Annotated in this window: 22 protein-coding genes; 13 read left to right on the forward strand and 9 right to left on the reverse strand. The window is 43.3% G+C overall.

What is annotated here, in order from left to right; genetic code table 11:
- Positions 1 to 174: 174 nt before the first annotated feature.
- Both ACVW0P_RS16780 and ACVW0P_RS16785 read left to right on the forward strand, forming a co-directional pair.
- The gene (locus tag ACVW0P_RS16780) at positions 175 to 609 is read left to right on the forward strand and encodes a GPW/gp25 family protein (protein ID WP_457133088.1); all 435 of its coding nucleotides are present in this window, start codon (positions 175 to 177) and stop codon (positions 607 to 609) included.
- A 7-nt stretch (positions 610 to 616) separates the two neighbouring features.
- The gene (locus ACVW0P_RS16785) at positions 617 to 2,467 is read left to right on the forward strand and encodes a type VI secretion system baseplate subunit TssF (protein ID WP_457133089.1); all 1,851 of its coding nucleotides are present in this window, start codon (positions 617 to 619) and stop codon (positions 2,465 to 2,467) included.
- Here ACVW0P_RS16785 and ACVW0P_RS16790 read toward each other — a convergent pair.
- A complete protein-coding gene (locus ACVW0P_RS16790) occupies positions 2,464 to 3,402 on the reverse strand; it encodes a type VI secretion system baseplate subunit TssG (protein WP_457133090.1) in 939 nt (312 codons plus the stop codon). The two genes, ACVW0P_RS16785 and ACVW0P_RS16790, sit on opposite strands and share 4 nt — an antisense overlap.
- Before the next feature lie 114 nt (positions 3,403 to 3,516).
- Between ACVW0P_RS16790 and ACVW0P_RS16795 the strand changes: the two genes are divergently transcribed.
- A complete protein-coding gene (locus ACVW0P_RS16795) occupies positions 3,517 to 4,410 on the forward strand; it encodes a TssN family type VI secretion system protein (RefSeq protein ID WP_457133091.1) in 894 nt (297 codons plus the stop codon).
- Between the two features lie 17 nt (positions 4,411 to 4,427).
- Entirely contained in the window at positions 4,428 to 5,573 is a 1,146-nt protein-coding gene (locus ACVW0P_RS16800) for a hypothetical protein (RefSeq protein ID WP_457133092.1), read from the forward strand.
- 234 nt (positions 5,574 to 5,807) lie between these two features.
- On the opposite strand, the gene ACVW0P_RS16805 is transcribed toward ACVW0P_RS16800, so the two are convergent.
- Complete coding sequence (locus ACVW0P_RS16805) at positions 5,808 to 6,839, reverse strand: helix-turn-helix transcriptional regulator (protein ID WP_457133093.1); 1,032 nt, start codon at positions 6,837 to 6,839, stop codon at positions 5,808 to 5,810.
- A gap of 347 nt (positions 6,840 to 7,186) precedes the next feature.
- On the opposite strand from ACVW0P_RS16805, the gene ACVW0P_RS16810 reads away from it, so the two are divergent.
- Both ACVW0P_RS16810 and ACVW0P_RS16815 read left to right on the forward strand, forming a co-directional pair.
- The gene (locus tag ACVW0P_RS16810; protein WP_457133094.1) at positions 7,187 to 8,677 is read left to right on the forward strand and encodes an RtcB family protein; all 1,491 of its coding nucleotides are present in this window, start codon (positions 7,187 to 7,189) and stop codon (positions 8,675 to 8,677) included.
- Positions 8,678 to 8,889: 212 nt separating this feature from the next.
- Positions 8,890 to 11,988, forward strand: a complete 3,099-nt coding sequence (locus ACVW0P_RS16815) for an HD domain-containing protein (protein WP_457133095.1) — start codon at positions 8,890 to 8,892, stop codon at positions 11,986 to 11,988.
- Between the two features lie 530 nt (positions 11,989 to 12,518).
- Here ACVW0P_RS16815 and ACVW0P_RS16820 read toward each other — a convergent pair.
- On the reverse strand, positions 12,519 to 13,217 hold the full coding sequence (locus tag ACVW0P_RS16820) for a hypothetical protein (RefSeq protein WP_457133096.1): 699 nt from the start codon (positions 13,215 to 13,217) through the stop codon (positions 12,519 to 12,521).
- Between the two features lie 164 nt (positions 13,218 to 13,381).
- Between ACVW0P_RS16820 and ACVW0P_RS16825 the strand changes: the two genes are divergently transcribed.
- Positions 13,382 to 13,906, forward strand: coding sequence for a DUF2238 domain-containing protein (locus ACVW0P_RS16825; protein WP_457133097.1), 525 nt, complete (start codon positions 13,382 to 13,384; stop codon positions 13,904 to 13,906).
- 57 nt (positions 13,907 to 13,963) lie between these two features.
- On the opposite strand, the gene ACVW0P_RS16830 is transcribed toward ACVW0P_RS16825, so the two are convergent.
- Positions 13,964 to 14,290: a hypothetical protein gene (locus ACVW0P_RS16830; RefSeq protein ID WP_457133098.1), complete on the reverse strand. Its 327-nt coding sequence runs from the start codon at positions 14,288 to 14,290 to the stop codon at positions 13,964 to 13,966.
- A gap of 396 nt (positions 14,291 to 14,686) precedes the next feature.
- On the opposite strand from ACVW0P_RS16830, the gene ACVW0P_RS16835 reads away from it, so the two are divergent.
- From ACVW0P_RS16835 to ACVW0P_RS16850, 4 genes are all read left to right on the forward strand, one after another.
- Positions 14,687 to 15,211, forward strand: a complete 525-nt coding sequence (locus ACVW0P_RS16835; protein ID WP_457133099.1) for an OmpA family protein — start codon at positions 14,687 to 14,689, stop codon at positions 15,209 to 15,211.
- Positions 15,212 to 15,327: 116 nt separating this feature from the next.
- Positions 15,328 to 16,320: a DUF2157 domain-containing protein gene (locus tag ACVW0P_RS16840; RefSeq protein ID WP_457133100.1), complete on the forward strand. Its 993-nt coding sequence runs from the start codon at positions 15,328 to 15,330 to the stop codon at positions 16,318 to 16,320.
- Positions 16,283 to 17,488 carry a hypothetical protein gene (locus tag ACVW0P_RS16845; protein ID WP_457133101.1) on the forward strand — a complete coding sequence of 402 codons (1,206 nt, stop codon included), beginning with the start codon at positions 16,283 to 16,285 and terminating at the stop codon, positions 17,486 to 17,488. Before ACVW0P_RS16840 ends, ACVW0P_RS16845 begins: the two co-directional genes overlap by 38 nt.
- A 9-nt stretch (positions 17,489 to 17,497) precedes the next feature.
- Complete coding sequence (locus ACVW0P_RS16850; protein WP_457133102.1) at positions 17,498 to 17,893, forward strand: hypothetical protein; 396 nt, start codon at positions 17,498 to 17,500, stop codon at positions 17,891 to 17,893.
- Between the two features lie 2 nt (positions 17,894 to 17,895).
- Here the strand turns inward: ACVW0P_RS16850 and ACVW0P_RS16855 are convergent, their stop codons facing one another.
- Positions 17,896 to 19,206, reverse strand: a complete 1,311-nt coding sequence (locus ACVW0P_RS16855) for a hypothetical protein (RefSeq protein WP_457133103.1) — start codon at positions 19,204 to 19,206, stop codon at positions 17,896 to 17,898.
- 160 nt (positions 19,207 to 19,366) lie between these two features.
- Between ACVW0P_RS16855 and ACVW0P_RS16860 the strand changes: the two genes are divergently transcribed.
- Complete coding sequence (locus tag ACVW0P_RS16860) at positions 19,367 to 20,611, forward strand: cystathionine gamma-synthase family protein (RefSeq protein ID WP_457133104.1); 1,245 nt, start codon at positions 19,367 to 19,369, stop codon at positions 20,609 to 20,611.
- Positions 20,612 to 20,663: 52 nt separating this feature from the next.
- Here the strand turns inward: ACVW0P_RS16860 and ACVW0P_RS16865 are convergent, their stop codons facing one another.
- Positions 20,664 to 20,840 (reverse strand): hypothetical protein, encoded by a 177-nt coding sequence (locus ACVW0P_RS16865; protein WP_354431571.1) that lies wholly within the window; start codon positions 20,838 to 20,840, stop codon positions 20,664 to 20,666.
- 121 nt (positions 20,841 to 20,961) lie between these two features.
- Here ACVW0P_RS16865 and ACVW0P_RS16870 point away from each other — a divergent pair, with 121 nt between their 5' ends.
- Entirely contained in the window at positions 20,962 to 21,324 is a 363-nt protein-coding gene (locus ACVW0P_RS16870) for a hypothetical protein (protein ID WP_457133105.1), read from the forward strand.
- Between the two features lie 105 nt (positions 21,325 to 21,429).
- On the opposite strand, the gene ACVW0P_RS16875 is transcribed toward ACVW0P_RS16870, so the two are convergent.
- From ACVW0P_RS16875 to ACVW0P_RS16885, 3 genes are all read right to left on the reverse strand, one after another.
- Positions 21,430 to 21,933, reverse strand: a complete 504-nt coding sequence (locus ACVW0P_RS16875; RefSeq protein ID WP_457133106.1) for a chondroitinase-B domain-containing protein — start codon at positions 21,931 to 21,933, stop codon at positions 21,430 to 21,432.
- A complete protein-coding gene (locus ACVW0P_RS16880) occupies positions 21,857 to 22,600 on the reverse strand; it encodes a chondroitinase-B domain-containing protein (protein WP_457133107.1) in 744 nt (247 codons plus the stop codon). The genes ACVW0P_RS16875 and ACVW0P_RS16880 overlap by 77 nt, the downstream gene beginning before the upstream one ends.
- A gap of 72 nt (positions 22,601 to 22,672) precedes the next feature.
- Positions 22,673 to 24,544, reverse strand: a complete 1,872-nt coding sequence (locus ACVW0P_RS16885; protein ID WP_457133108.1) for a RagB/SusD family nutrient uptake outer membrane protein — start codon at positions 24,542 to 24,544, stop codon at positions 22,673 to 22,675.
- Positions 24,545 to 24,566: the final 22 nt, after the last annotated feature.

A 24,566-nucleotide genomic window follows, 5' to 3' on the forward strand; every position in this document is an offset into this window, starting at 1 on the left:
ACCACCCAGCACAAACCGGTTATTATTGAGGAAAAATAACTCCCGGATAAAGTATCGATTCATTGCTAAATCGACAGCTTTTCAACCTGCACGAATGTTTATACAACTATTTAAGAAAACTTTTGTTTACAGTAAGTACAAAATAAACTCACAGTTAGGTATTTAACTAAAAGAATGGCAAGTCCGCTTTACAAAAAACCATTTCGCTTAAACCAAATTTTTCAAGGGCAAGACCTTGAAAAGCAAGATGTTGGGGCTTCAATTTCGCAGTACATCGAGCTGATTATTTTTACCAGGTATGGCGAACACCGGTACAAACCAGACTTTGGTTGCGAGATATGGGACCTTGATTTTGAGCTGATTATTAGCGAAAGTATGTGGGAAGAAAAGCTGAGGCAGTCTCTTTTACGATCAATAAAACAATATGAGCAGCGCATTTACGATGTAAACCTTGATGTGCGAATAAAAGAAGTAAATAAATTTTACCCCTTACGTAACGTAAGCGAGATAAAAAAAAGGGTTGAGATTGTGGTGAGCGGAAAAATGCAGCAAACCGGCGAAAACTACACCTTTTCGACATCGTTATACCTAAGTCCTTTATCAGCCTAAGCAATATATGAGCAACATTTTTTTTAACAGTAAAGAGGATATCCGTACACGCATGCTGCGCAATGCCATGGATTATTGGGGCACAACCAATATCAATGATATAGACCCCATGGTAAAGCTGCTGATAGAAGCCCTAAGCAGCGAACTGTTTAATGTATCTAACGATGTAAAAAACCTGGAAAACCGGGTGCTCAGCAAAATATCCCGCATACTTGCTTCAGATTATTTGACATCGGCACTACCTGCCCATGCGGTGATCAAGGCACAGCCAATAGAGGCCAAAGAGGTGATAAACCCCAACAATCATTTTATTTATAAACGACCGGCAACTAAAGAAAACACAAAGGCAGAAGAGTTACAGGTATTTTTTTCGCCGGCTGGCGAACTGGAAGTGTTTAACGCTGCCATACGTTACACAGCCAATGGCCGCAATGTGTACGAAAACGATGAGGCCATGCACAAAAACACCGTCTTAACTGCCCCTTCCGATCTGATCAACGAGCCCAATACGCTTTGGCTGGGTATAGATTGTGCGCCTGCCCTTAATGATTTACAAAATATTTCCCTGTTTTTTGAATGGCCCGAATACTCTGCCAATAATGATTTTTATAAATTATTATCGGTTGTAAAATGTTATAGTGGCAAAACCGAATTGCAAACACAACCCGGCCTCATTTATAAAGAAGACGCGGAGGTGGCTAACAGGCCGGTATTTTACGAGCAAAACGTAATTAACCTCATAACGCGCGATATTAAAGAGTATTATTCTACCCGTTTTATATCATTAACCGATGCATCGCTAACAAATATTGATGGCCAAAAGCAGGCCTTCCCGGAAGAATTTGCAGGGCAGTTTAATACTAATGACCTGGCTAAACTTAAACCATGCGTGTGGCTTAAGTTAACCTTCCCGGCGGCAATATCACCCGCGGTAATAGATGAGTTACAGGTATCGTTAAATTGCTTACCGGTGGTAAACCGCAGGCGGCACGAGCAAAAGTATCGCCTGCGGGAAGTGAATAACATTATCCCAATAAAAGTATCGGCAGATGATCATTTCCTGTCGGTTAAAGAGCTTTATGACGACCGCAGTGTTTACTACAGTGAAATTCCCTATACACAAGCCACACAAAGTTTTGAAGGTAGTTACACAATACGTAACGGTGGGGCGGAGCGCTTTGACCCGCGTAACGCCCAACAATTGATAGAGTACCTATTTGAATTACTGCGCGATGAAAAAGCCGCCTTTGCCAGCTATGGCAGCGACTTTTTGAACAACATCCTAAAAACGCTTGAGCAAAACCTGGCGCTGATAGAAAAAAAATCGAAACAGGCAGAAACAGGGAGCGAATTAAACAATTATCTCATTGTAAAACCGGGCGCTAAGGCAAGCATGCTTTACCTGCAATATTGGACAACACTGGCAGATAATGCTAATCACATCCGCCGTGGGTCGCGCCTGGTACAGTTCGAAAATATTAAAATAAAAGCCGATAGCCTGCGCCTGATGACCGGCACAATTGGCGGCCGCAATAGCCTTGGCGCAACAGAACGGATCCAGGCCTATAAATATGGGCTTACTACCAAAGACAGGATTGTTACCCAGGCCGATCTGGTGAGCTACTGTTATTACGAACTTGGCAATAAAATAACCAATGTAAAAATTGGCAAAGGCATCATGGTATCTGCCAACCCTAAAGAAGGGTTTCAAAAAACAGTAGATATATTTTTAGAGCCCGCTGCGAATTTGCAACTGGCAACAAATGATTGGGACACATTGCTTACCCTGCTAAAATCTAAATTGACAAGCCGTAGTGTTATAAATGCAAATTACCGGTTATTTATAGGAGCTAATTAAGCGCCCAGGTATGTAGTAAACCCAAGGCAGGCATTTTCGTCGCCAAAGCCCAGTACCATTTTCTGGTTTTCGGGGCCAACAAGATAGTTTGTATTAATGGTTGTTGACAACGGAATAAAGTACGATAGCAAAACATCAAGAGCCCCGGCAAACTGTGTACCCGGTAAAAACATAAGCATTTGGCCGGCAGTGAGGGGGCCAATATTTATAACAAGTTCTTCCTCCTCTTCAATAACTAACCCGGCAATAAAATTTACACCTAAAACGCCCGCGCCAAGTTTAGTTTCTAAAGCCTGTACTTCTTTTGATGGCGAGGTATCAGTGCTTAACCGGTATTGCAGATCAATATCAACCTTAAACATAATGCTGAGGATATTACTAATGAACGTGAGGTTATTGCGTTGCTCATGTATCACAGGTAATACATGCATCAGTATCACCATCTGCTCATTATTAAAGCATCTAAACTCCTCCCACTCCTTCAGGAATATATTTACCAACTCGTGGTAGGTGCTTTTTTTATCAAGCCTGCTTTCGTAAAGTTCAACAATGGTGCGGATATGGTACAGCTCGGCTTCTAAGGGTGCAAAAAAAGCGCGGGCTTGTTTCTCTTCTTCGCGGCGGATATTAATATCTTTGATCATCGCCTGCTCGGTGATCATTACGCTTGATGCCGGCGGCTGATGAAACAACCCTTCGGGCAGCATATCATACAGCCCTTCCCTGTTAATGTGTATAGCCAGCATTTCGCGGTTTCGATACACCGAAGTGTAATTTACCACCTCGTTTATTTCTTTTGCGTAGGCGCGCTGCTGAGGGCCAACAGGTAAAATAATAACACCATCGGCACTAACAAGGCCTTGCTCAATAAGTTCGGCGGCAAGGGTTACCGCCTTATAATCTGTATCGAGTTGGTTTGGTTGTTTTATTATCATTTTAGCTTAATTTGTGCTGCTTTATAAAACAATAACCCCAATTAATGGTAATTGATTAAAGAAAGTTCATTTTTATTTTTAGAACTGTTTTTTGATACCGAACCTATAACTTTTATGGACGTTAAATCCTTTTTTATCCGTTACCTCCTATTCCCGGTAATTTTTGTGATAGCCACCGCTATCATGACCATTATCAACAAGAAGAATAAGCTACTCAATAATAAAAAACTTATTGTAATACTACTACTTACAGGCATTGTGTTAGGGCTACCCGGTTTATTGGGTTTCCTGGATATGCAATTTATGCCCTGGGGATATATTATTTGCCAGCTTTACTATTTAACAATTGGTATTTTATTTGTTTGGATGGCAGGCATCTATTACGAAAACGAACTGTTAGAACGACGCGGATTCTTTTTTATATGCAGTTTAATATCCTGCTTGCTGGGCATCTTCCTATTTAAACTCGGGTTCGATTGGCTTAACAATCTTCATTACGGTTTATGGGCAGCAACATCGGTATTTGTTTTTTTGCTGCCGGTGCTGTTTTGGTGGGCTTATATTGCTTTCCTGAACATCCCGCTGGAAATTTACAAAGTGTGGCAGTACCCGGTTGTACCGGCCGACATTAGCATGGAGCACCTCGATTTTAACCGCCTGTTGGTGTTAGAGGTTAACCTTTATAAAAACACCGACGACGCCGAACCGCTAAAGGTTAAAGCAAAAGCCCCGCGTAACATGAACTTTGGGCTGTGGTTCCAAAAATTTATTGACGATTATAACCTAAAGTTTCCTGATAACCCTATCCAATATAAACGGGGTAATGCCGTAAGTTATAAATGGATCTTTTATATCAAACCTTCCTTTTTTAAACAAAGGCACTTTATAGATCCCGAGTTGGATATCGAGCAAAATAACATCACAGAAACCTACGCTATATTTGCCAAACGCGTATCTGAAGTTGTGGCCGAGCCCGACCGCGTTGGCGATAAAGCCGTTTATTTATAATTTAAAGTAAGTACAACATGTATATACCACCAAAATATAGATCAGTTAATTGGGTTGATGGGATGAAGATCTCCAGCGGGCATTTTGTACAAACAGATAATTTTGTACAAGATATTGTTAGGGATAGCAATTCTATTATGCTCAACAGCAATAATTTTGGGCTGCTTGCCCCCTTCAACGGCGAAAACACTTCCCTTGATATACAAATAACCGAGCGTGCCTCAAACCACATACAGGTTAAGGTGAGGCAATGCAACGCCATAACATCAGAAGGGTACCGCATTCATATTTCGCCGGGCATGCTTGGACAGGAGCTGGAGTTTAACCATTACTTTACCCAGGATGCTCCTACAGATGCTATAGAAACTTTTTTCATTATACTAACGGTTAACCCGCACGACCGCGTAGCCGTAGGCAAACCCGATGCAGATGAAAATCCTGTGAGGTACCCCGAGGTAGATAGCTTTTACGGAATAACTATACTGCCTGCCGCGCAAATAAGTGCCAAAAACAACCACTACCTGGAGGTTGGCAAGCTTAACCGAAGTGCATCGGGCATACAGTTAATTACAGATTACATACCGCCTTGCGCGGCAATATTAAGCCACCAGGACCTGGTTAAATATTACGAAGCCTTTAGCAACCAACTTAACGAGTTTCAGTTGTTATCATTCCGGATTATAGATAAGATAACGTCAAAAGACACCATATCGCCGATAGGCCGTAACGTTAAATTACTTTGTGATAAAATGTTGGATTATATAGCCCGAATTTACTTTTCGTACCGTAATGTGGCGTTCCAACAACCGCCATTGGTGCTAATAGGGTATTTTTCAGAAATGGCGCACATATTTTTCAGCACGGTAAAAAGCATTGCCGGGGCCGAGCGCGAAGAACTGCTAAAATACTTTTACGAATGGAAAGATGTAACCCCGGGTAACTTTGAGGAGTTGTTGGCGCGTTTAATTGAGGTTGTTTATAATCACCATGATATACGCTCATCAATGGTAACTGTAGATGAGTTTTTAAGGGTAATTATCGCGTTGTGGAATAAACTAAGCACATTGGAATATATAGGCCAGCGTAAAGAAAACATTGTAGTTGCGGAACAGCAGATTGTACAAACGGTACAATCTAAACGTACCTGGACGCTGCTTGATTAAAATTTACATCAATTGAAGCAACGTACCAAGCGCCCAATTTTTGTAAGCCCCTTTTAAACGGCATATCGTGAGCTCCTATTACAACGTTGACGATAACAATTGTAGCGACACGGAACTGCAGGACGCCATCAAAGACTTTAAAACAGCCTTAGTATATGCTAAGGCTGTTTGTGTTATACAACAGTCTGTTTAATTACTCATACCTTTACCAGGCGGGTTAATAACAACGCGATGTTATGAAACCTGGTCTTTAGGTTGTTTATAGCTTTCCAACGTTTCATTCAGCTGTTTTTTTATTTGTTTTACCAATATCTTTGGCCCAAGCACACGAAGCTTTGCACCGAAGCCTAACAACTCACGCTCCAACTCAAAATTCATAATTACACGGATGCTGAATATTTTGCCGTTATCATCCTCACTCAATAACTTTTGGGTATGGTGCAAAGGCTTGGTAATTACGTACGGCGCGTTTTTAGAATCAATCCAAAACACTACTTCCACATCGCGCTGCCCGGGCGATTTTGTTACGCCTATTACGTCGTTATAATAAGTTGAAAAATCGATAGTAGTATTCTCAATATAATCCTCGTCATGCGCGGTAATGGTCTGGATCCTATCCAACGCCAAATTAAGCAACGGTTTATAGCGCTGGTGCGATACCCCAAGTACAAACCAGCGATTGCGGTATTCCTTTAGCAAATAGCCGCTAAAGCAAAAAGTACTGGCCTCGCGCGCTTTGAATGATTGGTAGGTTACGCACATCGTCTTTTTAGCCACGATATACTTGCGGATCACTTCTATCCATTCCAAACCTTTCAAGTTATCGTTCTTCTCAAAATCAATTACGGGAGTACTTTGCGTTTTTTGCGAGTAGATCTTATCTTCCAGCTTACTCACCATTTCGTTCAGGTCAGTAAAATGGTTAAAACCTTTAAACTGTTTCAGCAAGCCCGATACCTCACTAAGTACCTCCATGTCCTGCTGGTTTAGCGGACTGTTGGTAATACTATAATTCTTATCGCTATAGGTGTAATACTTTTTATCAACCACTACAATAGGGGCTTCGTAGCCCAGCTTATTGCTGCGCATCATTTCCATATCGGCCTGTACAGTGCGGCGGCTCACCCCGGTATCAATGCCCTGGTATTCGTAAATAGCATCGCCGCAGGCATCTATCAGATCATCCAGCGTCCATTTCCTTCTTCTGTTTTGCAGGCACTGGTCAATAGTGCGGTAGCGGATCAGGGCGTTTCGGTTAACAGGCATAGCGGTATTATAAGCATTATTTATTTACTCACCCGACATCGTTTCACTCGTCTGCCCTCTCTTCGCGTTCCGCGGAAAGAGGGCTTTCTTTCCCCTACCCTCTTTCCGCCATAGGCGAAGAGAGGGTGGTCCAGCGCAGCGCCGACCGGGTGAGTCAACTAAGTGGTGTGAAAATATTTTTGATGAATTTATAAATTATTTTTTACTGCGCAAATACACTGCGCACTTAATGTTTCTCTTTGTATTGTCGAAAGGCTGAACGCGTTCACAAACGCCCCCTCTCCCGATCCGGGGAGAGGGGTTTTGGCCCGGAGACATTTAAATTGGTAAATTACAAGCTTAGCTATATGAGAAAGCAAAACACACCCGAAATTGCAACCGGGTCAGCAAAAGAAAAAGTGAGCAACAACGAGTTAAAGGCATTAGGCATTAACGAGGTAGATGTATTAGTAAACTTTAGTCGCGTTGCTAATGGTTTGCTAAAACATGGCGTGATGGACAAAGCCAATATCCTTGCTAATTTGGAAGCTTTAATTGACGACCCTATGCCCTATGCCTTAAAAAAAGCCGGCAAGTTTAAAAACCTGGCCGAAGACGTAATTGCACTGCGTAAAGAAGGAAAATTTGTAAAACAAGCCCGCACCAATTTTAAGCTGAAAGAAGAAATAGCCGAATTCCCGGTATGGGGATTAGAAAATATAGAGGTAGGCGCCTTAACACAAATGCGTACTGCCATACAATTACCTATTGCGGTTGCCGGTGCGTTAATGCCGGATGCACATCAAGGTTACGGATTGCCTATTGGCGGAGTATTGGCAACTACGGCAAATACCATTATTCCCTTTGCTGTGGGTGTGGATATTGCCTGCCGTATGTGTTTAAGCATTTTCGATTTGCCGGCTGAGGCTATTGATACCGAAACCGACAAGCTGAAGAATATATTGGTTGATAACACCTACTTTGGGATGGGTTGCACCACCAAATCGTACTTTGATAGTTCGCTGTTTGACAGCAAGACCTGGAACGAAACTAAGATCATCCGTTCGCTTAAAGACAAAGCCTATGCGCAATTAGGTACCAGCGGAACCGGAAACCACTTTGTAGAATGGGGCGAACTGACCATTGCTGATGGTGCTTTGACCGACATCCCTGCAGGTAAATATTTGGCTTTGCTATCGCACTCCGGCTCACGTGGGTTTGGCGGAACGGTGGCTAACCATTACAGCAAAATAGCCATGACCAAAACCAAACTCCCTGCCGAAGCCAAGCATTTAGCCTGGTTAGATCTGGACAAAGACGAAGGACAGGAATACTGGATAGCCATGAACCTTGCCGGAGAATACGCCAGTGCAAACCATCACGAGATCCACAACAAAATAGCCCGTGCCTTAGGTGTTAAACCTATAAGCATGATTGAGAACCACCACAACTTTGCCTGGAAAGAGCAATTGGCCGATGGTACCGAAGTAATGGTGCACCGTAAAGGCGCCACCCCGGCGGGCGAAGGCGTGTTAGGTATTATCCCCGGCAGCATGAGCACGCCTGGGTTTTTAGTCCGTGGCAAAGGCGACGCTGCCAGCATTAACTCCGCCAGCCACGGTGCGGGCCGTGCCATGAGCCGAAGCGCGGCTTTTAAGGTATTAGATAAGGAAGTTATTGCTGCCAATTTAATTGATAAACGTATTACCCTAATGGGCAGCGATATGGACGAAGCGCCAATGGCCTACAAGGATATCCATGCTGTAATGGCCGCGCAGCATGACCTCGTAGAGGTATTGGCTAAGTTTGAGCCGAGGATAGTAAGGATGGCGGACGCGAGGGAGAAGCCGGAAGATTAAGGTCGCCGGCTTCTTCCGCATCTTCTTTCCGAGGAACCAAGCAATTCTTAGAAGGCGAGCCTGTTATTCCGAACTACAAGTGAGGACACTTACAGTAGCGAAGGTCAACTTAATCCAATTTATCTGATAAATTATTGTTAACATTAGAGTTTTACTGTAAGTTTAACTACTTGACGTAGTTTGGAGCTAGCGTTAATGTTTCAAACTATGTTATGAGTAAAGTATTGCCAGTTAACCACCTTCGTGAAACCCTTTTATATCAGGAATTAATAAAACGACATAATCTGGATACGGAGGTACTGATAGCTAATATTGTCACGGTCTGTGATGAAGCTTGCAGCCGGGCAAAATTAATTCCTAAATATTTTCCTGAATTTACGCTTCACGATCAGACACATTTTTTAAGGGTTACACAATTAATGTCACTGGTTATCGGACGTTCAATTCAGCAGTTAAATGATGTTGAAATCACGTTGCTTATTTTATCGGCTTTTTTTCACGATCAAGGCATGCTTTTTTCGGATATAGAATTTGCAGAGATTGAAAAGGATGATCAATTCACTATTTTCAAAGAAAATTGGTTTATAGATCATCCCAATTATTTCGAAACTAAATCACAGGCGGAAGATCGCACGATATCACCGGCAGAAGCCGCTCGTGTTTCCAAAATTGTTCATTCCCTAGAAGCCGCTATGCTAACGGATTACCTGCGTGTAAATCATGGTCAGCGCTCCTTTGATTTGATAAACGAAACTTATGCCCAAGATAAGCGGCTGGAAATAGGTGGCATGAATTTGAGCCACATATTGGGGGTGATTTGTCTGTCACATACCCAGTCCTGCGAATGGATTACGCCGGAAAATGGTTTAAACTTTGATGAAAATATCGGCACTTATAGAGTAAATACCGCGTTTGTAGCGGTCGTTTTACGGCTCGCTGATATCCTGGATTTTGATGCAGACCGTACACCGGACGTTTTATTCAGATCCATCCATTTTACAAGTCCTGTGAGTGTAATCGAATGGCAGAAACACCGAAGTGTTCAGGGCTGGGAGATTTCGCCGAATATGATTCGCTTCACAATGGCTTTTGAACATCCGGTTTATGAAAAATCTGCACGGAATTTTTTGGATTGGATCGACTATGAGTTGACAGTGGCGCACAAACTGATCAGAAATTCCCCAAAAGACATTATCGGTTACCAATTAAATATTCCGGAGAAAACAAACAGAGATAGATTAACGGCCAAGGGCAATAAATATATTTTTAATGATATAGAATTTAGCTTGTCCCGGGATGAAGTGGTCAAACTATTAATGACCAATAATCTATATAAAAGCCCGTCCCTATTTATACGAGAACTTTTACAAAACTCTCTTGATGCGCTGAGACTACGGAAAGCTAATTTTCAAAAGGATGGGCTGACATGGGATCAGGGTAAAGTTTTTTTTCATCATTATATTGACCAAAACGGTGAGCACATCGTTGAATGTGTGGACAATGGCTGCGGTATGGATGTGGAAGTCATTTCCAAATTTTTCGGCAAAGTCGGCCGAAGCTATTACCGCTCCCCGGAATTCCAGCGGCATCGATTGCGACTAAAAGAAAAGGGCGTAGATTTTGAACCATGCTCCCAATTCGGTATTGGATTTATGTCCTGTTTTATGATTGGCGACCGCATCGAAATCTTTACTAGAAAAGATTATGGCGCTGGTAAAGAATTAGGAAAACCGCTTAATATCGAAATCAATGGATTGGGGGGGTTAATGGTCATACGTGAAGGTCAAGGAAATCAACCAATTGGAACGACCATTAAAGTGTATAACCGTGAGCGCCCCTTAATTTACGATAGCTATTCCGATAATATTCGCTTACTTCTTGTTCTTAACGGTTATGTTTTGGCAAACGATTTTCTTGTTGAAGCAAAATGTGATATTCCTTCCATTAGGGGCACCGTTAGTATTGAGCCTATCATCGACAAAAAAACAACCTTTTTAGAAGAACGGAAAGTCGCTGCAATCAGAACATACGAAATAGACCTTAGAACGATTAATCCGAATTTATATGGTTATTTGCGCCAAAGTTTTCTGATTGACTCTGATGGTAAACTTTGTCTGGAAAACGATGAAGCTAAATGGATTATCGCCGGAGACAATGATTTTAAAGATAAACCTCTGCGAATAGCCCTTCAAACTAAGTCAACCGGAGAATTTCATAAATTCGGCCATCATTTTAGAGAAGAACATTCAGTCTGCCTAGACGGCATACTAATCAGCGGGGCTCCCGGACGATCTTTCCATGAGCGATATGAAATGATGGATTTAGGATGGCGGAATCCGATGGTTCATAGTGAACATCCTTTTACAATAGATGTCAGAGGTGATATTAAGCCAGAAATCACTCCTGCGAGGGAGCAACCGGAAAGTAGCGGTCTATTCAACCAACCTTCAGGCTGGCGCCGTTTGCAGTATTTTTTAAGTCTTGGCAGTGGCGATCTTTGGGAGCAAGTCCTTCAGGAAACAAAATCGTCTGAATTATTCTGGCAACTTTTGCTTATTTACAGAGGCTCACCACATAACGTATTTTCCCATTCTATTAAACGATATCTTTCGCTTCCTACCAGCGAAGGCTCCTGGATTAAGATATCCGATATTAATATTGTAAGAATTGCAGATGATACCATATTTGTAGAAACTTATGATAAAAAAAATCATATCATCGAACTTCCGGAAAATATTACCAAATTTAATAAAACTGAGAACACACCTATTGACTGGACTTATTGGGTTCAAAACATTTTAACCGGGCTTTGCCAAATCCAATTACTGAATGACGACCTCGTCTTGATGCTGAGAAACGACTTTGAACCTTTAGAACGACCTAACGATATTAAAATCAGAGCTGCGCACAGCAACTGCAGATGCCTTAAATTCACCGGCTTGGACAAAACTTACCTTTGTGCGACCAAATTTGATGAAATTGTAAACTTGGAAAGTCCCATTGTACAACTCGGATATGACACTTATCTCAATCAAAAAAAAGATAATTTACAAGAGTTTGCAGCATCTCTCATCTTGGTGGTTCCCAGTTTCATCCGGGATTTAAAGCAAGCAAACAGGGAGATCACGTTACAGTTAAAAGGTCGATCACTCAAATTCTTAGGTGCTAAATATTTACGAGTGAATTGGAGTAGCTATGATACCCATTTCATGCCGCCTTACAATATATACGTAAACTCTGAAAACACTTTGAATGTTACTGACGAAATATTGAGAAGTTGGGCGGACCAAGTAATTAGTGATGAAGATTAGTTTTGAATTATATATTAAGCTCATATCGCCATGAATATGATTACATAATACAATAGGCTATTAGTCAATAAATTAAATACTCACAGTGTGATGTTCAGGCAGGTTCACGAATTGAAAACAGGATTGACAATTAACACTGTGATTTTTCTCTCCGTGAGGGATAGCAGTGGATACCCGCCCGGCACATAAGGCCTGCAGACGTATGAACAGGTAGCCCGGCCCGTAAGGATACTCCAAAATCCACTCCCACTGCTCGAAGTTTCCATCCCTGATGTAACATGGAACTAATTATCAGGTGCAAAAAAAGTCGTTTCAGGGGCGAAAAAGTCGTTTTGCAGCGCTTGGCTGAAGTTGAAAACTTCTATTTAACATATCAAGCTGTATTCCAAGCATTTAAATAAAAACTAAAATGTATTTTTCTTTATATCGTTAATAATCAATTATTTACAGAATGTTCACGAGCGTTCATGGCCGTGAACGTGAACACGCCATTGCCCTTAAGAAAAGGTTACCTAATAGATCTACCTTTGTTAATCCAGCTGTATATAAATCACAGCTTCTCCATCGGTTAACTGCATAGCCGGGCCTATACCACTTTTAGGGCGCAGGGTACATTGGAAGTTAAGCTTTATTTTTATCCGTTCGGGTACACCGGGTTGGGCGGGTATAATAGTTCTGGATATTACGTTTAAAAAACTGTTAGTCTGGAAGCCTTCGGTAGTGTACTCCACTTTATTCTTGTCTATATATTGTACAAAAATATCTTTAGTGCCAATATTTGAATTGCCGCTTGGCGCAAAAACCTGCTCGCCTGTTTTAACAAAATTCTCAAACGCCAATTCCCGGTCATCAAACCCTACATAATGAAAGGTTTGGAAGTAAAACGTAATGCGGGGCTCGTTAACCATAAACACCTCCGCATTTGTTATCGACCCGCCGTATGAACCCGTAATAACATCTCCATTTATTGTTGTATTGTTGGTTATACCCTCTGCCCAGTGGGCGCGCGGCTCGTCTACAGGCCAGGTAAGCTGTATATTATTTATTTTACCTTTAAAATAATACTCTGCCAAACCTACATTGCCGTTCCCGCTGCCAGGTTCGGTCCCACCATTGCCTGCAGCTGGCAGGTTTGGCGTGTAACCGTCGTAATTAATACCATCTTTTTTACAGGCGGTAAATAGCCCTGTAAGCAACAATACAAACAACGATAATTTTAAAGCTTTCATTTAAAATCTAAGGTACTCATTATTAACAAATTCACCTATTGCGGCGACTATGTATAATGTTAAATTTAAACACCATATTGGGATATGAATAAACATGTATTACTGGTAATACTTTTCTTTGCAGGCCTCCTAATTTCGGCCATAAACCCGCACGATTATTTCACATGGATATTGGAAGTGTTCCCGGCGATACTTGGGTTTATAGTGCTGGCGCTTACCTACAAGCGTTTTCGGTTTATTATCTTACCTATGTTTTTATCCTGTTGCACTGCTATGTGCTATTCATTGGCGGCCATTACACCTATGCAGAAGTACCGGCCTTTAACTGGCTGCGCGATACCTTTCACCAGGTACGTAACAATTACGATAAAGTAGGCCACTTTACCCAGGGCTTTGTGCCTGCTATGATAACCCGCGAACTTTTCATCCGCCTTGGCGTAATACAAAAAAGAAACTGGATGGCTTTTTTAACCGTGTGCGTTTGCACAACCATAAGTGTGTTGTACGAATTTTTGGAGTGGTTTGTATCGGTCGCGTCGGGCCAATCCGGCGATTCATTCCTGGGTACGCAAGGCTATGTTTGGGATACCCAGTCGGATATGTTATACGCCATGATAGGTGCGATATGCATGGTAATATTGATGGCTAAATCCCAGGACAAAGCGATCAGTAAACTACAGGCAGCTTAATTTTTAATAATGGTTAAGTATCACCTACCCCGTAAAAACTTCAGTATCGCTCAAGGCTTATAAAGTGTACAAAAGATTAGCAGGCAAAAGCAGCACACCAATTAGCTGGGGGTTACCGGCCGGGCTGGATGAATTGGCCGTAAGCGTATAGATTACCTTTTTGTTTACAATATTACTCGTAATAGCCCTGTCCGGGTTTACAGGTAAGTAATGTGCTATTTTCACCAATATCGTTTTTGAGGTCGATTGAAGTCTTAAGCACACATTGATACTATCTGCAACAACTAAAGCAGTGCAAACCAGCAAAGGCGGGCGGGCAGCATTAACAAAAGGCGCGCGAACTGCCTTTGCAAGCAAGCCCGGCGACAATAGCTTATTATACACACATGGGCTAAACCAGGGGCTGTAGTTTTTTCATGAAATAAGAACTATTGATATCGATGTAAAGCAACGGATAATAGGCAGGCTTGTACAGGGTTTAACAACCCTTTATACAGGGTGCTATCAGCTAAAGGTAAACCACGTATAATTAAGCCGTTTCTTCACAACCACAGGGTGTATTAACTCATAGTACAGGGTCAAAAAAGTTTTGGAAAATTGGGTACCAGGGTTAAGGGCATAAACCATTTACCTTGTGCGATGCGTTATTTTCGTTGCGCACCAAATAAATAAACTATAGGTTTTTATGATAAATTTTGGCTTTGCCATGTGCCCATTATTGATACATTTACAATATCGGCACGCCGAAAACGTTTTTTATAATTACCAAACCAACAAAACATGAAGTTTTTAAGGACATTTTATTTGCCCATAGTAATTGTAACTGCCATAGCTGTGTTACCGGCGTGTAAGGCAAAAAAGCCAATTGTTAAAGCACCCGAGCCGGTAGCAGAAACAAGGCCAACACCTGCGCCTACACCGCCACCTGCGCCGCCGGCACCAACACCGCCACCTGCCCCTGTTGAAAAACCCGACTATAATTTTAAAAACATCCAGTTCGAGTTTAACTCGGGTATATTAAAAACTGACGCTTACCCTGCATTAGATAAGGCTGCTGCCGAAATGAAAAAAGACGCCTCTGTAAAATTCATACTGAACGGTAACTCATCTGCCGAAGGCACCGATGAGCATAACATGTTCCTGTCTGTAGAGCGCGCGAACGCGGTAAAAACTTACCTGGTTAATACCGGTGTAAGTGCCGATAACATTGCTACAAAAGGCTATGGTGAGAGCAAACCTATAGAATCCAACACGACAGAAGCGGGCCGTGCATTAAACCGCCGCGTAGAAATAAAATTACAATAACCTTTGTTTTAGTTAAGTGTGAGGGGCCGGGCATTTTTAAATGCTTAGCCCCTTTTTTGTTGGCGGCGAAGTTTACTTTGCTATCTTTATAAAGCAAAAACCTCACACAACACCTATTGGAACAACACATCTACAATAAATTACATGCCGATGGCTACCTAAGCGATGCCTCGTTCGAAAAGATAAAGGAAAAACACGCCACCCGGTTATTCTCTGTACACTGGGAATTAAAAATACTGCTTTACCTGGGTGTTATGCTGCTAAGCGGCGGATTAGGCACACTTGTTTATAAAAACATCGATACCATTGGGCACCAGGTAATTTTAGCGTTTATCGCTTTGCTGTGCATAGGGTGCTTTGCCTATTGCATCAAAAACAAGCTGCCGTTTAGCAAGGGCAAGGTAAAAGCGCCAAACACGGGGTTCGATTATGTTTTGCTGCTGGGGAGTATCAGCATGGCTACATTTGTGGGTTACCTGCAATTTCAATACAATGTATTTGGCACCAATTACGGCCTGGCAACTTTTATTCCTATGGTAGCCCTGTTCTTCATCGCCTACTATTTCGATCATTTAGGCATCCTGAGCATGGCCATAGCCAGTTTAGCTTTATGGATGGGCGTATCAGTTACACCAAAAACGCTGCTTGCCTACGGTACATTTAACAGCAGAGAGATCATTTTTACCTACGTGCTTTTCGGGGCGATATTGTTGGCTGCCGCTTATTGCACAGGCCGGTTCCAGATCAAAAAACACTTCAAATTTACTTATCACCACTATGGCGTACACGTTACATTTATAGCCCTACTAGCCGGTTTTTTTGAATATTACAACAGCGGCAACAGTTACTTATGGCTGTTGGCAGTATTTGCACTGGTAGCCTATATTTACCTGGATGGGTTTAAAGAGCATTCCTTTTACTTTGTATTGTTAAGTATTTTGTATGGCTACTTTGCTGCCTGCTGCTTATTTGTAAAGTTGGTGGTTAGTAACGATGCCCGCGAAGGCACATTCGAGTTACTGTTGATACTCTTTATTTTATCCGCCGTGGCATTAATATATCTTATTGCATATGTTAACAAAAAAATTAAAGCCGATGATCATCTATAACAAAGAGTGGCTGCACAACATGCGGGTTGTCGATCTGCTAAAAACCGATCTGAGGAACGGCAGCATAACTCCCGAAGAATTTACAGCTATCAGGTCGGCACACCCCTATTATTTTTATTTACCACGATTGGTGATCCGCGTGGGGTTGTTCATCCTTACACTGATAATCGCTTCATTCGGCACGGGGCTTTTAAGCCTGCTTGGTTTAAGCACGCACATGATCGAATCGCCGGGCTGGCCTATCTTTTTGGGGATAGTTTGTTATGCGGCTTTAGAATTTTTTGTACGAGAAAGAAGCTACCTCCATTCGGGTGTAGATAACGCACTGCTGTATTACTCGGCTTGTTTATTTGGCGGTGGCTTAATATGGATGATCTCTAAGATGTATTATTCCGCTGGCGATAACCTGTTATGCGCTATACTTATCTGCCTGATGTGCGTTTACTTAACCCTGCGTTTTGCAGACATGCTTACCACCTTAACCGCCTGTGCTTCATTTTTCGCGGTGGTGTACTTTGCCTGGGCAAAGGCAGGGCCTTTGGGGCTGGCAACCATGCCTTTTATAATGATGATAGCCGCGGGCGGCGTATATTATTTACTGACCCGTTTGAGCGATGATCCGAAATGCATTAATTATAAAAACTGTATTGCCGGTGCCGAAATTATCAGCCTGATAACGCTTTACGCGGCAGGCAATTACTTTGTGGTGAACCGCTTGAATAACATGCTTAACAACCTAGACGATAGCCACACAAGCATCCCGTTCGGTTTTATCTTCTGGCTGTGGACTATGCTGGTGCCGGTTGCTTACGTACTCATTGGAATCCGTAAAAAAAGTGCTACGTTTTTACGGATGGGGATGATTTTGGCGGGAGCCTCTATAGCCACCTTCCGCAACTATTACCATTTACTACCTATCGAGGTAATGCTTACCCTTGCGGGGATGATACTGCTGGCTGCATCGTACACTATCATCAAATATTTAAAAACACCACGCAACGGCATTACCTACGCCGAACCCGAAGAACTTAGCGAGATGGACAAACTAAATATAGAAGGGCTGATAGTGGGCCAGGCAACATCACACTTGCCAACCCATGCACTACACCAAACCAACCGCTTTGGCGGTGGCTCGGGCGGCGGTGGCGGCTCAAGCGGGGAATTTTAGCCAAAATCCATGAAAAAGTTAAAGCTATTATTAGGCGTTGTTTTGGGCATCACTGTCTTATACTTTTGTAACAAGGCTCATTTAAATTATCAAGACAAACAGCTGTTTATTAAACTAACAGGCATCTCGAAATTTGAAATGATATCTGATGTACGTGAGTCCCAATATTTTTATATGGTAGCCGACATTACGCCTGCTGATAAAAAGAATATCTTAAAACAACACTACTTTAAACCAGCACCTATAAATTTAAATGGCAATATAGATCACGCACTGCATTTTATATACGAAAATGACTACCTATATTATTTAGAAGATTTTGGCCATGGTTATCTTGGATACGTCTTATACTTGGTATCAAAAAGAGAAGATAAAATTATTGTATATACGAATTATGCGGACTGAAATTACTTCTTCACCAAATCTGCCGGACTAACCGGGTTGCTTAATAAATGGCCAAACAGTTCCCAGCGTTTGGCGGTATCTTTTGCAGTGCCGCCGTTGTGTTCAATATAGCCTTTAACCAGGTCCTGCCCGTAGTTGTAGTTTATAACGTAGCTGCGGTATTTTTTGATAAAGCTGATAGATTTATCGGCTGTTTCATCATTCATCAAACAGTATTTCCTCAGGTAGCTGCGCGCTTTGCTTTCGCTCATGGTTTCGTTTATCAAGCCGCGGGCGGCCTCGTTACGGGCATAGTTTAAGCGGCCTTTTATCGCCAATGCCTTAAAATACATATCTATCCCCGCGGTATCTAAACCGGCAAGCGGCAACAAGGTAGTCTTAGCAAATTTCACTTTATCATCGCCGGGGAAGGCAACCTCGATGCCATAATTTGCGCTTCCCTCGGCAATAAGCGATCGCGGGCTAAACAACGGGTAAAGTGAGACCTCCACCCATCCCCTGTCGTGATAGAGGTTTTTTTCCAGCAGCATATTGTACACGTGGTGGCCGGGGTAACTTTCGTGGCTGCCTACGTCAATGGCGCGGTCAATAAATATCTTCAGGTCAGTGTTAATTTGTACCACACTTTGATATTTGCCTTTGTACCAGTTGTAGCCGTTCCAGGGTTTATTGGTCACAAACTCAAGTGTAAAGTTTTCGCCGGCGGGCAGTTTGTAGTGGGCAAGGGTACGTTTACGCGCTTCGGCAATGGCGGCCTTCATTACCGCATCCAGTTTATCTTTGGGGATGATAAATTTGTTTGCCAGTTTCTGAAACCTGTCGTTAAGGTTGCCATTACCCGGCAGCATGCTATCCAGTTTATCTATATCGGCCTTAAAAAATTCTTCGGCATAAGATGGCGCCGCAACACCAAACAACTCGCGCGATTCCTCGTCAAACGAACGGTATTCGCCCCCGTAGATCCTAACACGGCGGCCGAAGGCGATCAGCTGATTGTACATCCAGTTAGCGCGGATCTTATTTGAATCAACGGTCGACCTGTCAGCAACTACCTTAATATCGTTCATCAGGCTGTTAATGTTAGCCAGGATGCTATCCCGCGGGAAGGTTTTATCCGTAATTTCTTTTGGTTTAAGCGAATCGGGGCCGTAGTAAGCATCCACAAAATCGCCGTCGTACTGCCCAATGGTAAGGCCAAGGGTTACATAATCCTGCGCCAGTTTATTTAGTTTTTTACCTTCAACCGTATCGGCCGGGTTTTGCTTACAGGCAAGCACAAACAATACAGGTATAAGCAGCAATAACTTTTTCATGGGGCAGGTATAAATGTGCCGCGAAGTTAAGAAATCCTTTTAAGGTGGGCAGAATGCAATTGTAATTCAACCCTCAACTTTTGCCACGATATAACCTTTCGCTTTGGATTTTCAGGCTCAGATGGCTATAATTGCGAAATATTATCTTTTTCCATCCATCATGACAAAGCAAAAAGGATTTACAACCACCCTGTTACATGCCGACCGCCTTCGTAAGCCGGAATTTGGCGCTTTACACCAGCCCATACATACCGCGGTTACCTGGGGTTTTGATGATGTGCAGGGCCTTGTGGATGTTTTTCAGAATAAAGCAAAAGGCTTTGCCTATTCAAGGCAGGGCAACCCTACTACCGCCGCTTTAGAAAGCAAGGTAACCATGATGGAAGGCGGCTTAGCGTCTGTAAGTTTTGCTACCGGGATGGCGGCTATTATGGCAACCGTTTTTGCCCTGGTGAAACAGGGCAGCCATATTGTTGCAAGCAGCTACCTGTTTGGCAATACCCGCAGTGTGCTGCAAACGTTTACAGAAATTGGACTTGATATTTCTTTTGTGGATGCTACATCAGTAGATGAAGTAAAAGCGGCCTGCAAGGATAATACCTGCATGGTAATGGTAGAAACCATTGCTAATCCCGCCACCCAAATTGCCGACCTTGCGAACATTGGCGACCTATGTGCCGATAAAGGATATATTTACGTAGTGGATAACACCATGACCTCGCCATACATCTTTCAGCCAGTTACGGTTAAGGCATCATTGGTGATCAACTCGTTAACCAAATATATTGGCGGCCATGGCAACGCGCTTGGCGGCAGCGTTACCGATACGGGCTTATACGATTGGGCTAACTATCCCGGCATTGCCCCTATCATCCGCGAACAAATAAAACCGGATATGCAGGGCATTACCCAAATTCGTAAACGCGGCCTGCGCGATGGTGGCGGCACACTTGCCCCGGAAGCAGCACACAGTATATCGGTAGGTGCCGAAACCCTTGCTTTAAGACTTGAACGTGCTTGTGGCAACGCAGGTGCTTTAGCCGAATACCTACAGGGCCACCCGCTGGTTGATAAGGTTTACTACCCGGGATTAAAGGACCACCCGCAGCACGAACTTTCTAAAAAACTTTTCCGCTACCATGGCGGGCTAATGAGTTTCGCGTTGAAGGATGGCGTTGATATTTTCGCGTTTTTGAACCGCCTGCAGGTGGTGATAAAAAGCAGTAACCTTGGTGATACCCGCACACTGGCCATTCCCGTTGCGCAAACCATATTTTTTGAACTTGGGGCTGATAAACGCGCCGAAATGGGGATCCCAGAAGGGATGATCCGCCTATCTGTCGGTATCGAGGATCGCGAAGATCTGTTAGAAGATTTTAAACAGGCATTGGATGCCGCTTTATAAAGCAGTTAGCATAACAAAAAAGGCAAATGATTATTCTCATTTGCCTTTTTTATTACCTTATTGCCTGCACGTGTGCTTTAACGGGCACAACTGAAGCGCGTGCAGGTTGGTTACCGCATTTGCCCAGCAAGGTGTATATCACAATAAATATAACAATGGTTGACAGGCAACCGCCGCCCAGCTTTTTAGCGCCCCAGGCAGCTATTATTCCTCTAAAAAAATTATTCATATATCGGTAACATACATTTTGGCAGATGGTTTTTATAGATATTATCATCTGTATCTAATACCTGCATACTTGTATATTTATTTAAGCGCAAATATTTAGCTTAGCTGCCATCTGCACACAAATGATAAAAGCTTATAAATTATACACCGGCGACGACGGCCACTCGCATATCCAAACAGGCACTATAACCGAGGGCGTTTTAAACCAGGCATCGGCCATTAGGTTTAAGGAGTCCCCGCCGCATTCGTTTTACGACTGGCACAACGCCCCTGCCGACCAGTACGTAATCACCCTATCTGGCACGCTGGAGTTTGAAACTATGCCCGGCGAAACATTCATTTTAAAACCAGGCGAAATTTTAATAGCAATGGATACCACAGGCACCGCCCATAAATGGAAACTGATAGATGACGCCCCCTGGGTGCGCGTTTATATACCTTTCGACAGGTCGCAACCGATACCATTCATCCCCGACGAAGTATAACTATGGTTGGTTATTTTCACCATAAAGGTTGCTTGCCATTAATTACATAACTGTCTGTTACACTTTAAAAACCCGCAGGTAAAAATCATGAAGTGATACCGTTATTTATTGCACTATCGGTGTTTTTGTATCGGCGATGATATTGTTCAATAACTCATTATTGTAGGGTGCAATATCCTGCACGGTGCGCGATGGATAGCGTTTGGTATCAAACTTACCCGTCCAGTTGGCGTTTTTGGCGCCGCCTATCAGTATGCCTGTATTGCAATGGCTGATGCTGTTGTTTTTTACCTTGCAATCACTGGCGGCGATATAAAAGCCGGTATCTATCTTACCCTTCGCCATGCCATACATTAGCCTGATGGCGATGGGGAGATTTTTAAAGTTGTTATTGCTGATGGTATGCCCCGTACCGTTTACCCTGATGCCGCCAATACCGCCCTTAAACCGGTTACTATCAACCAGGCATTCGTGCCCGCCACGCATTACCAGTTCGCCGTGGCAATTTTCAAAGTAGTTATTGATGTATTTATTACCCGATGCCTTGTTGCTGACCACCTCGGGCTCGCCGTTGCAACGGATAAAAACGGTTGTCCCGAACGGTAGCATAGGCGTAGCAGTTACCCAGCAGGATGGGGTCCTGCCCTATTTGTACACACTCGCCGCCGTTGTTGCCTTTCCAGGTAACGCTGTCCTTATTCATAAAGGTGTTATGATCTACCAGCGAGTGCAGCGGCATGGTCGCTTTACCAACCCTCACCTGCACATCCATGTTGTTTTTGTTGCTGATGAACCGGCTATGGTCAATCCGGTTATTATCCCCATCACCGGAGATCACCACTATCGGCATAAACTGACTATTGACGCTGATCTTCGTAAAAAAACAATCAGTTACCCGGCAGTTTTTGGTGGCATTCAGCTGGATCAGCACAACATCTTTCCCCTGGTTTTTAAATAGCTGGCAATCCTCAAACTTTAACCCTTTCAATAAAATGCAACTCCCCAAAATATGAAATATTGATTGATGTACCTCACCCGAGAATATCACCTTATCCTTGCTCTCCGCCCGGATGATAACCGGTTTATCTGCCGTTCCATTGGCGTTAATGGTAACCGCCCAATTGGTATAAATTCCATTTGCGATCACTATTTCATCGCCGGGTACAACTGTAGCCGCGGCCTTTGTAAACCCGTCCGGCGACTTTACTTTATAAACCTTGCTAAAACTTAATTGAACAGCAAGCAGGCAAAATAAAATGGATAGTGTCTTTTTCATAAGGGCGGGGTAAATAAATTAAACCAAGCCCATAATTACGGGCCTGGTTCACTCAAATTATTGTACTAAAACTTACTCAACTATTTTATCTAAAGGGGGAACATTATTTTCGGAACCCGAATAACCTTTGTTTTGATTGATATGCCCGTTAATGTTCAGGTCGATCTCTGATTGAGGTATCGGCCACAAAACGTGATAAGGCGAAATGGTATAGTGGTTGCCGGAGTTGGTTGTAACATTAGGATTTTTGTAGAAATCGTTCTTCTCCATTATCCTGTCGTAAAAAAAGTTATTGGTAGCAAACGTGCCCACCTGGTAAGTTTTACCATTGTACGCCGCTTTACCGGTTTGGGCAAAAATGAAGGCGATACGAGTAAGCTCGGTTTTACGCGGCTCTTCCCAGTAAAGTTCGCGTTGGCGCTCATCCAGTATGGTGCCTATGTTTACCTTGCTGTCATCGGTAAGCAATGCGGCATTTGCACGTGCCCTTACTTTGTTAATATCAGCCATTGCCAAGGCGGTTTGGCCTTTCCACCAGTAAGCTTCGGCACGTAACAGGTAGGTTTCTGCCAAACGGAACACATACCAATCTGTATTGGTACCACGTGGCGGGCTCCACCATTTGTCGACCGCTGTTTTGCCAGAGCCTATAAACACTTTGTAGTGCGGCCAGCCAAACCACGCGCGGATAGTATCTTTCGCACCATTCAGGAAACGCTGGTTTACATTTGCGGCAGTATATTGCTCCAGGTTTTTACCGTACCAGGCAGGGTCGGATGTTTTAAGCCCCGGTTGGTTGTAAACCAGGTCGGTCATATCTGCCCACATGCCTTTTACATGGCGTAAGTCGGTATTGTCCGTCCAGATGTATTTGGTAGCGTACGGTGTACCGCGCATACGGCCAATACCACGGCCATACAAAAGTGTAAGCGGGAATTCCTCTATAATTTTATCAGAGATGCCCGGTTTTAGCGCGCCCGGTGTAAGGATGGTTCCATTATGCCACATAGGCACACAGTTACGCATCACCTGCGAGCCGTTTGTGGTAGCGCCCTCTAAGGCTTCGCGGTCTATCACCACGTAAAGTGCTTCGGTGTTTGAAGCGATAGCCTTATTCTCGGGGCGGTGCAGGTCCCAAACAACATTTTTGGTAGCATCGCCTGCAACAATACCAAAGCGGTTTGTCATTAAGGCGTACGGGCCGTTTATGGCAATGTTCGCAGATGCGATGGCATCATCAAACAAACCTAAAGCCAGGTTAATTTTGGTTAGCAAGTGGGCAGCAGCACCTTTGGATGGTTCGCCTTTGTTGCCATTGTCTACCAGTTTGGTTATCGCAAATTCGAGGTCGGTTTTCATCTTTTTAAGGATCACGATGCGTTGCGTGCTTACGAAAGCGGTGTTTACGATAGTCTCTTCCTTAAGTAGCAACGGCACATCACCAAACTCGTGCACTAAGCGGTAATACCGGTAGGCACGGTGAAAATAAGCGCCGGCTAAAACTTTGTTCTTGTCATCATCAGATGGCCAGGTAACATCATTTATTCTGGTGATGATAACGTTTGCATCGTGCACACCCTGCCACCAAACCTGCCAATAACGGCCTATTTTGTTAAAGTCGTCGCTATTTAAGTTAGCGGTTGGCGTAATGCGGATGTTTAGGTCCTGCGCCGGGGTGGTTTTATCGGTGGTACCTTCTACTGCGGCATCCGTAAATATCGACTCGGTAAGCATTGGTGCCGAATCGCCGAAGAACTCGAACCTGATGCCCAGGTTTAAATTAAGCAGCAATGCCCTGAATGCGCCCGGGTTAGTTAAAGTATTGCCTGGTGTAAATTTTGATGGCGCCTCGGGAAACAGGTCGCTTCGCTTGGTACAGCCGCCGGCCGCAAGCATGGCAGTTACGGCAAACACGGCTATTATATTTTTATTGATCTTTTTCATGTTCTATCTGAATTTCCTTTAA

The organism is Mucilaginibacter sp. UYNi724 (genome assembly GCF_054057495.1).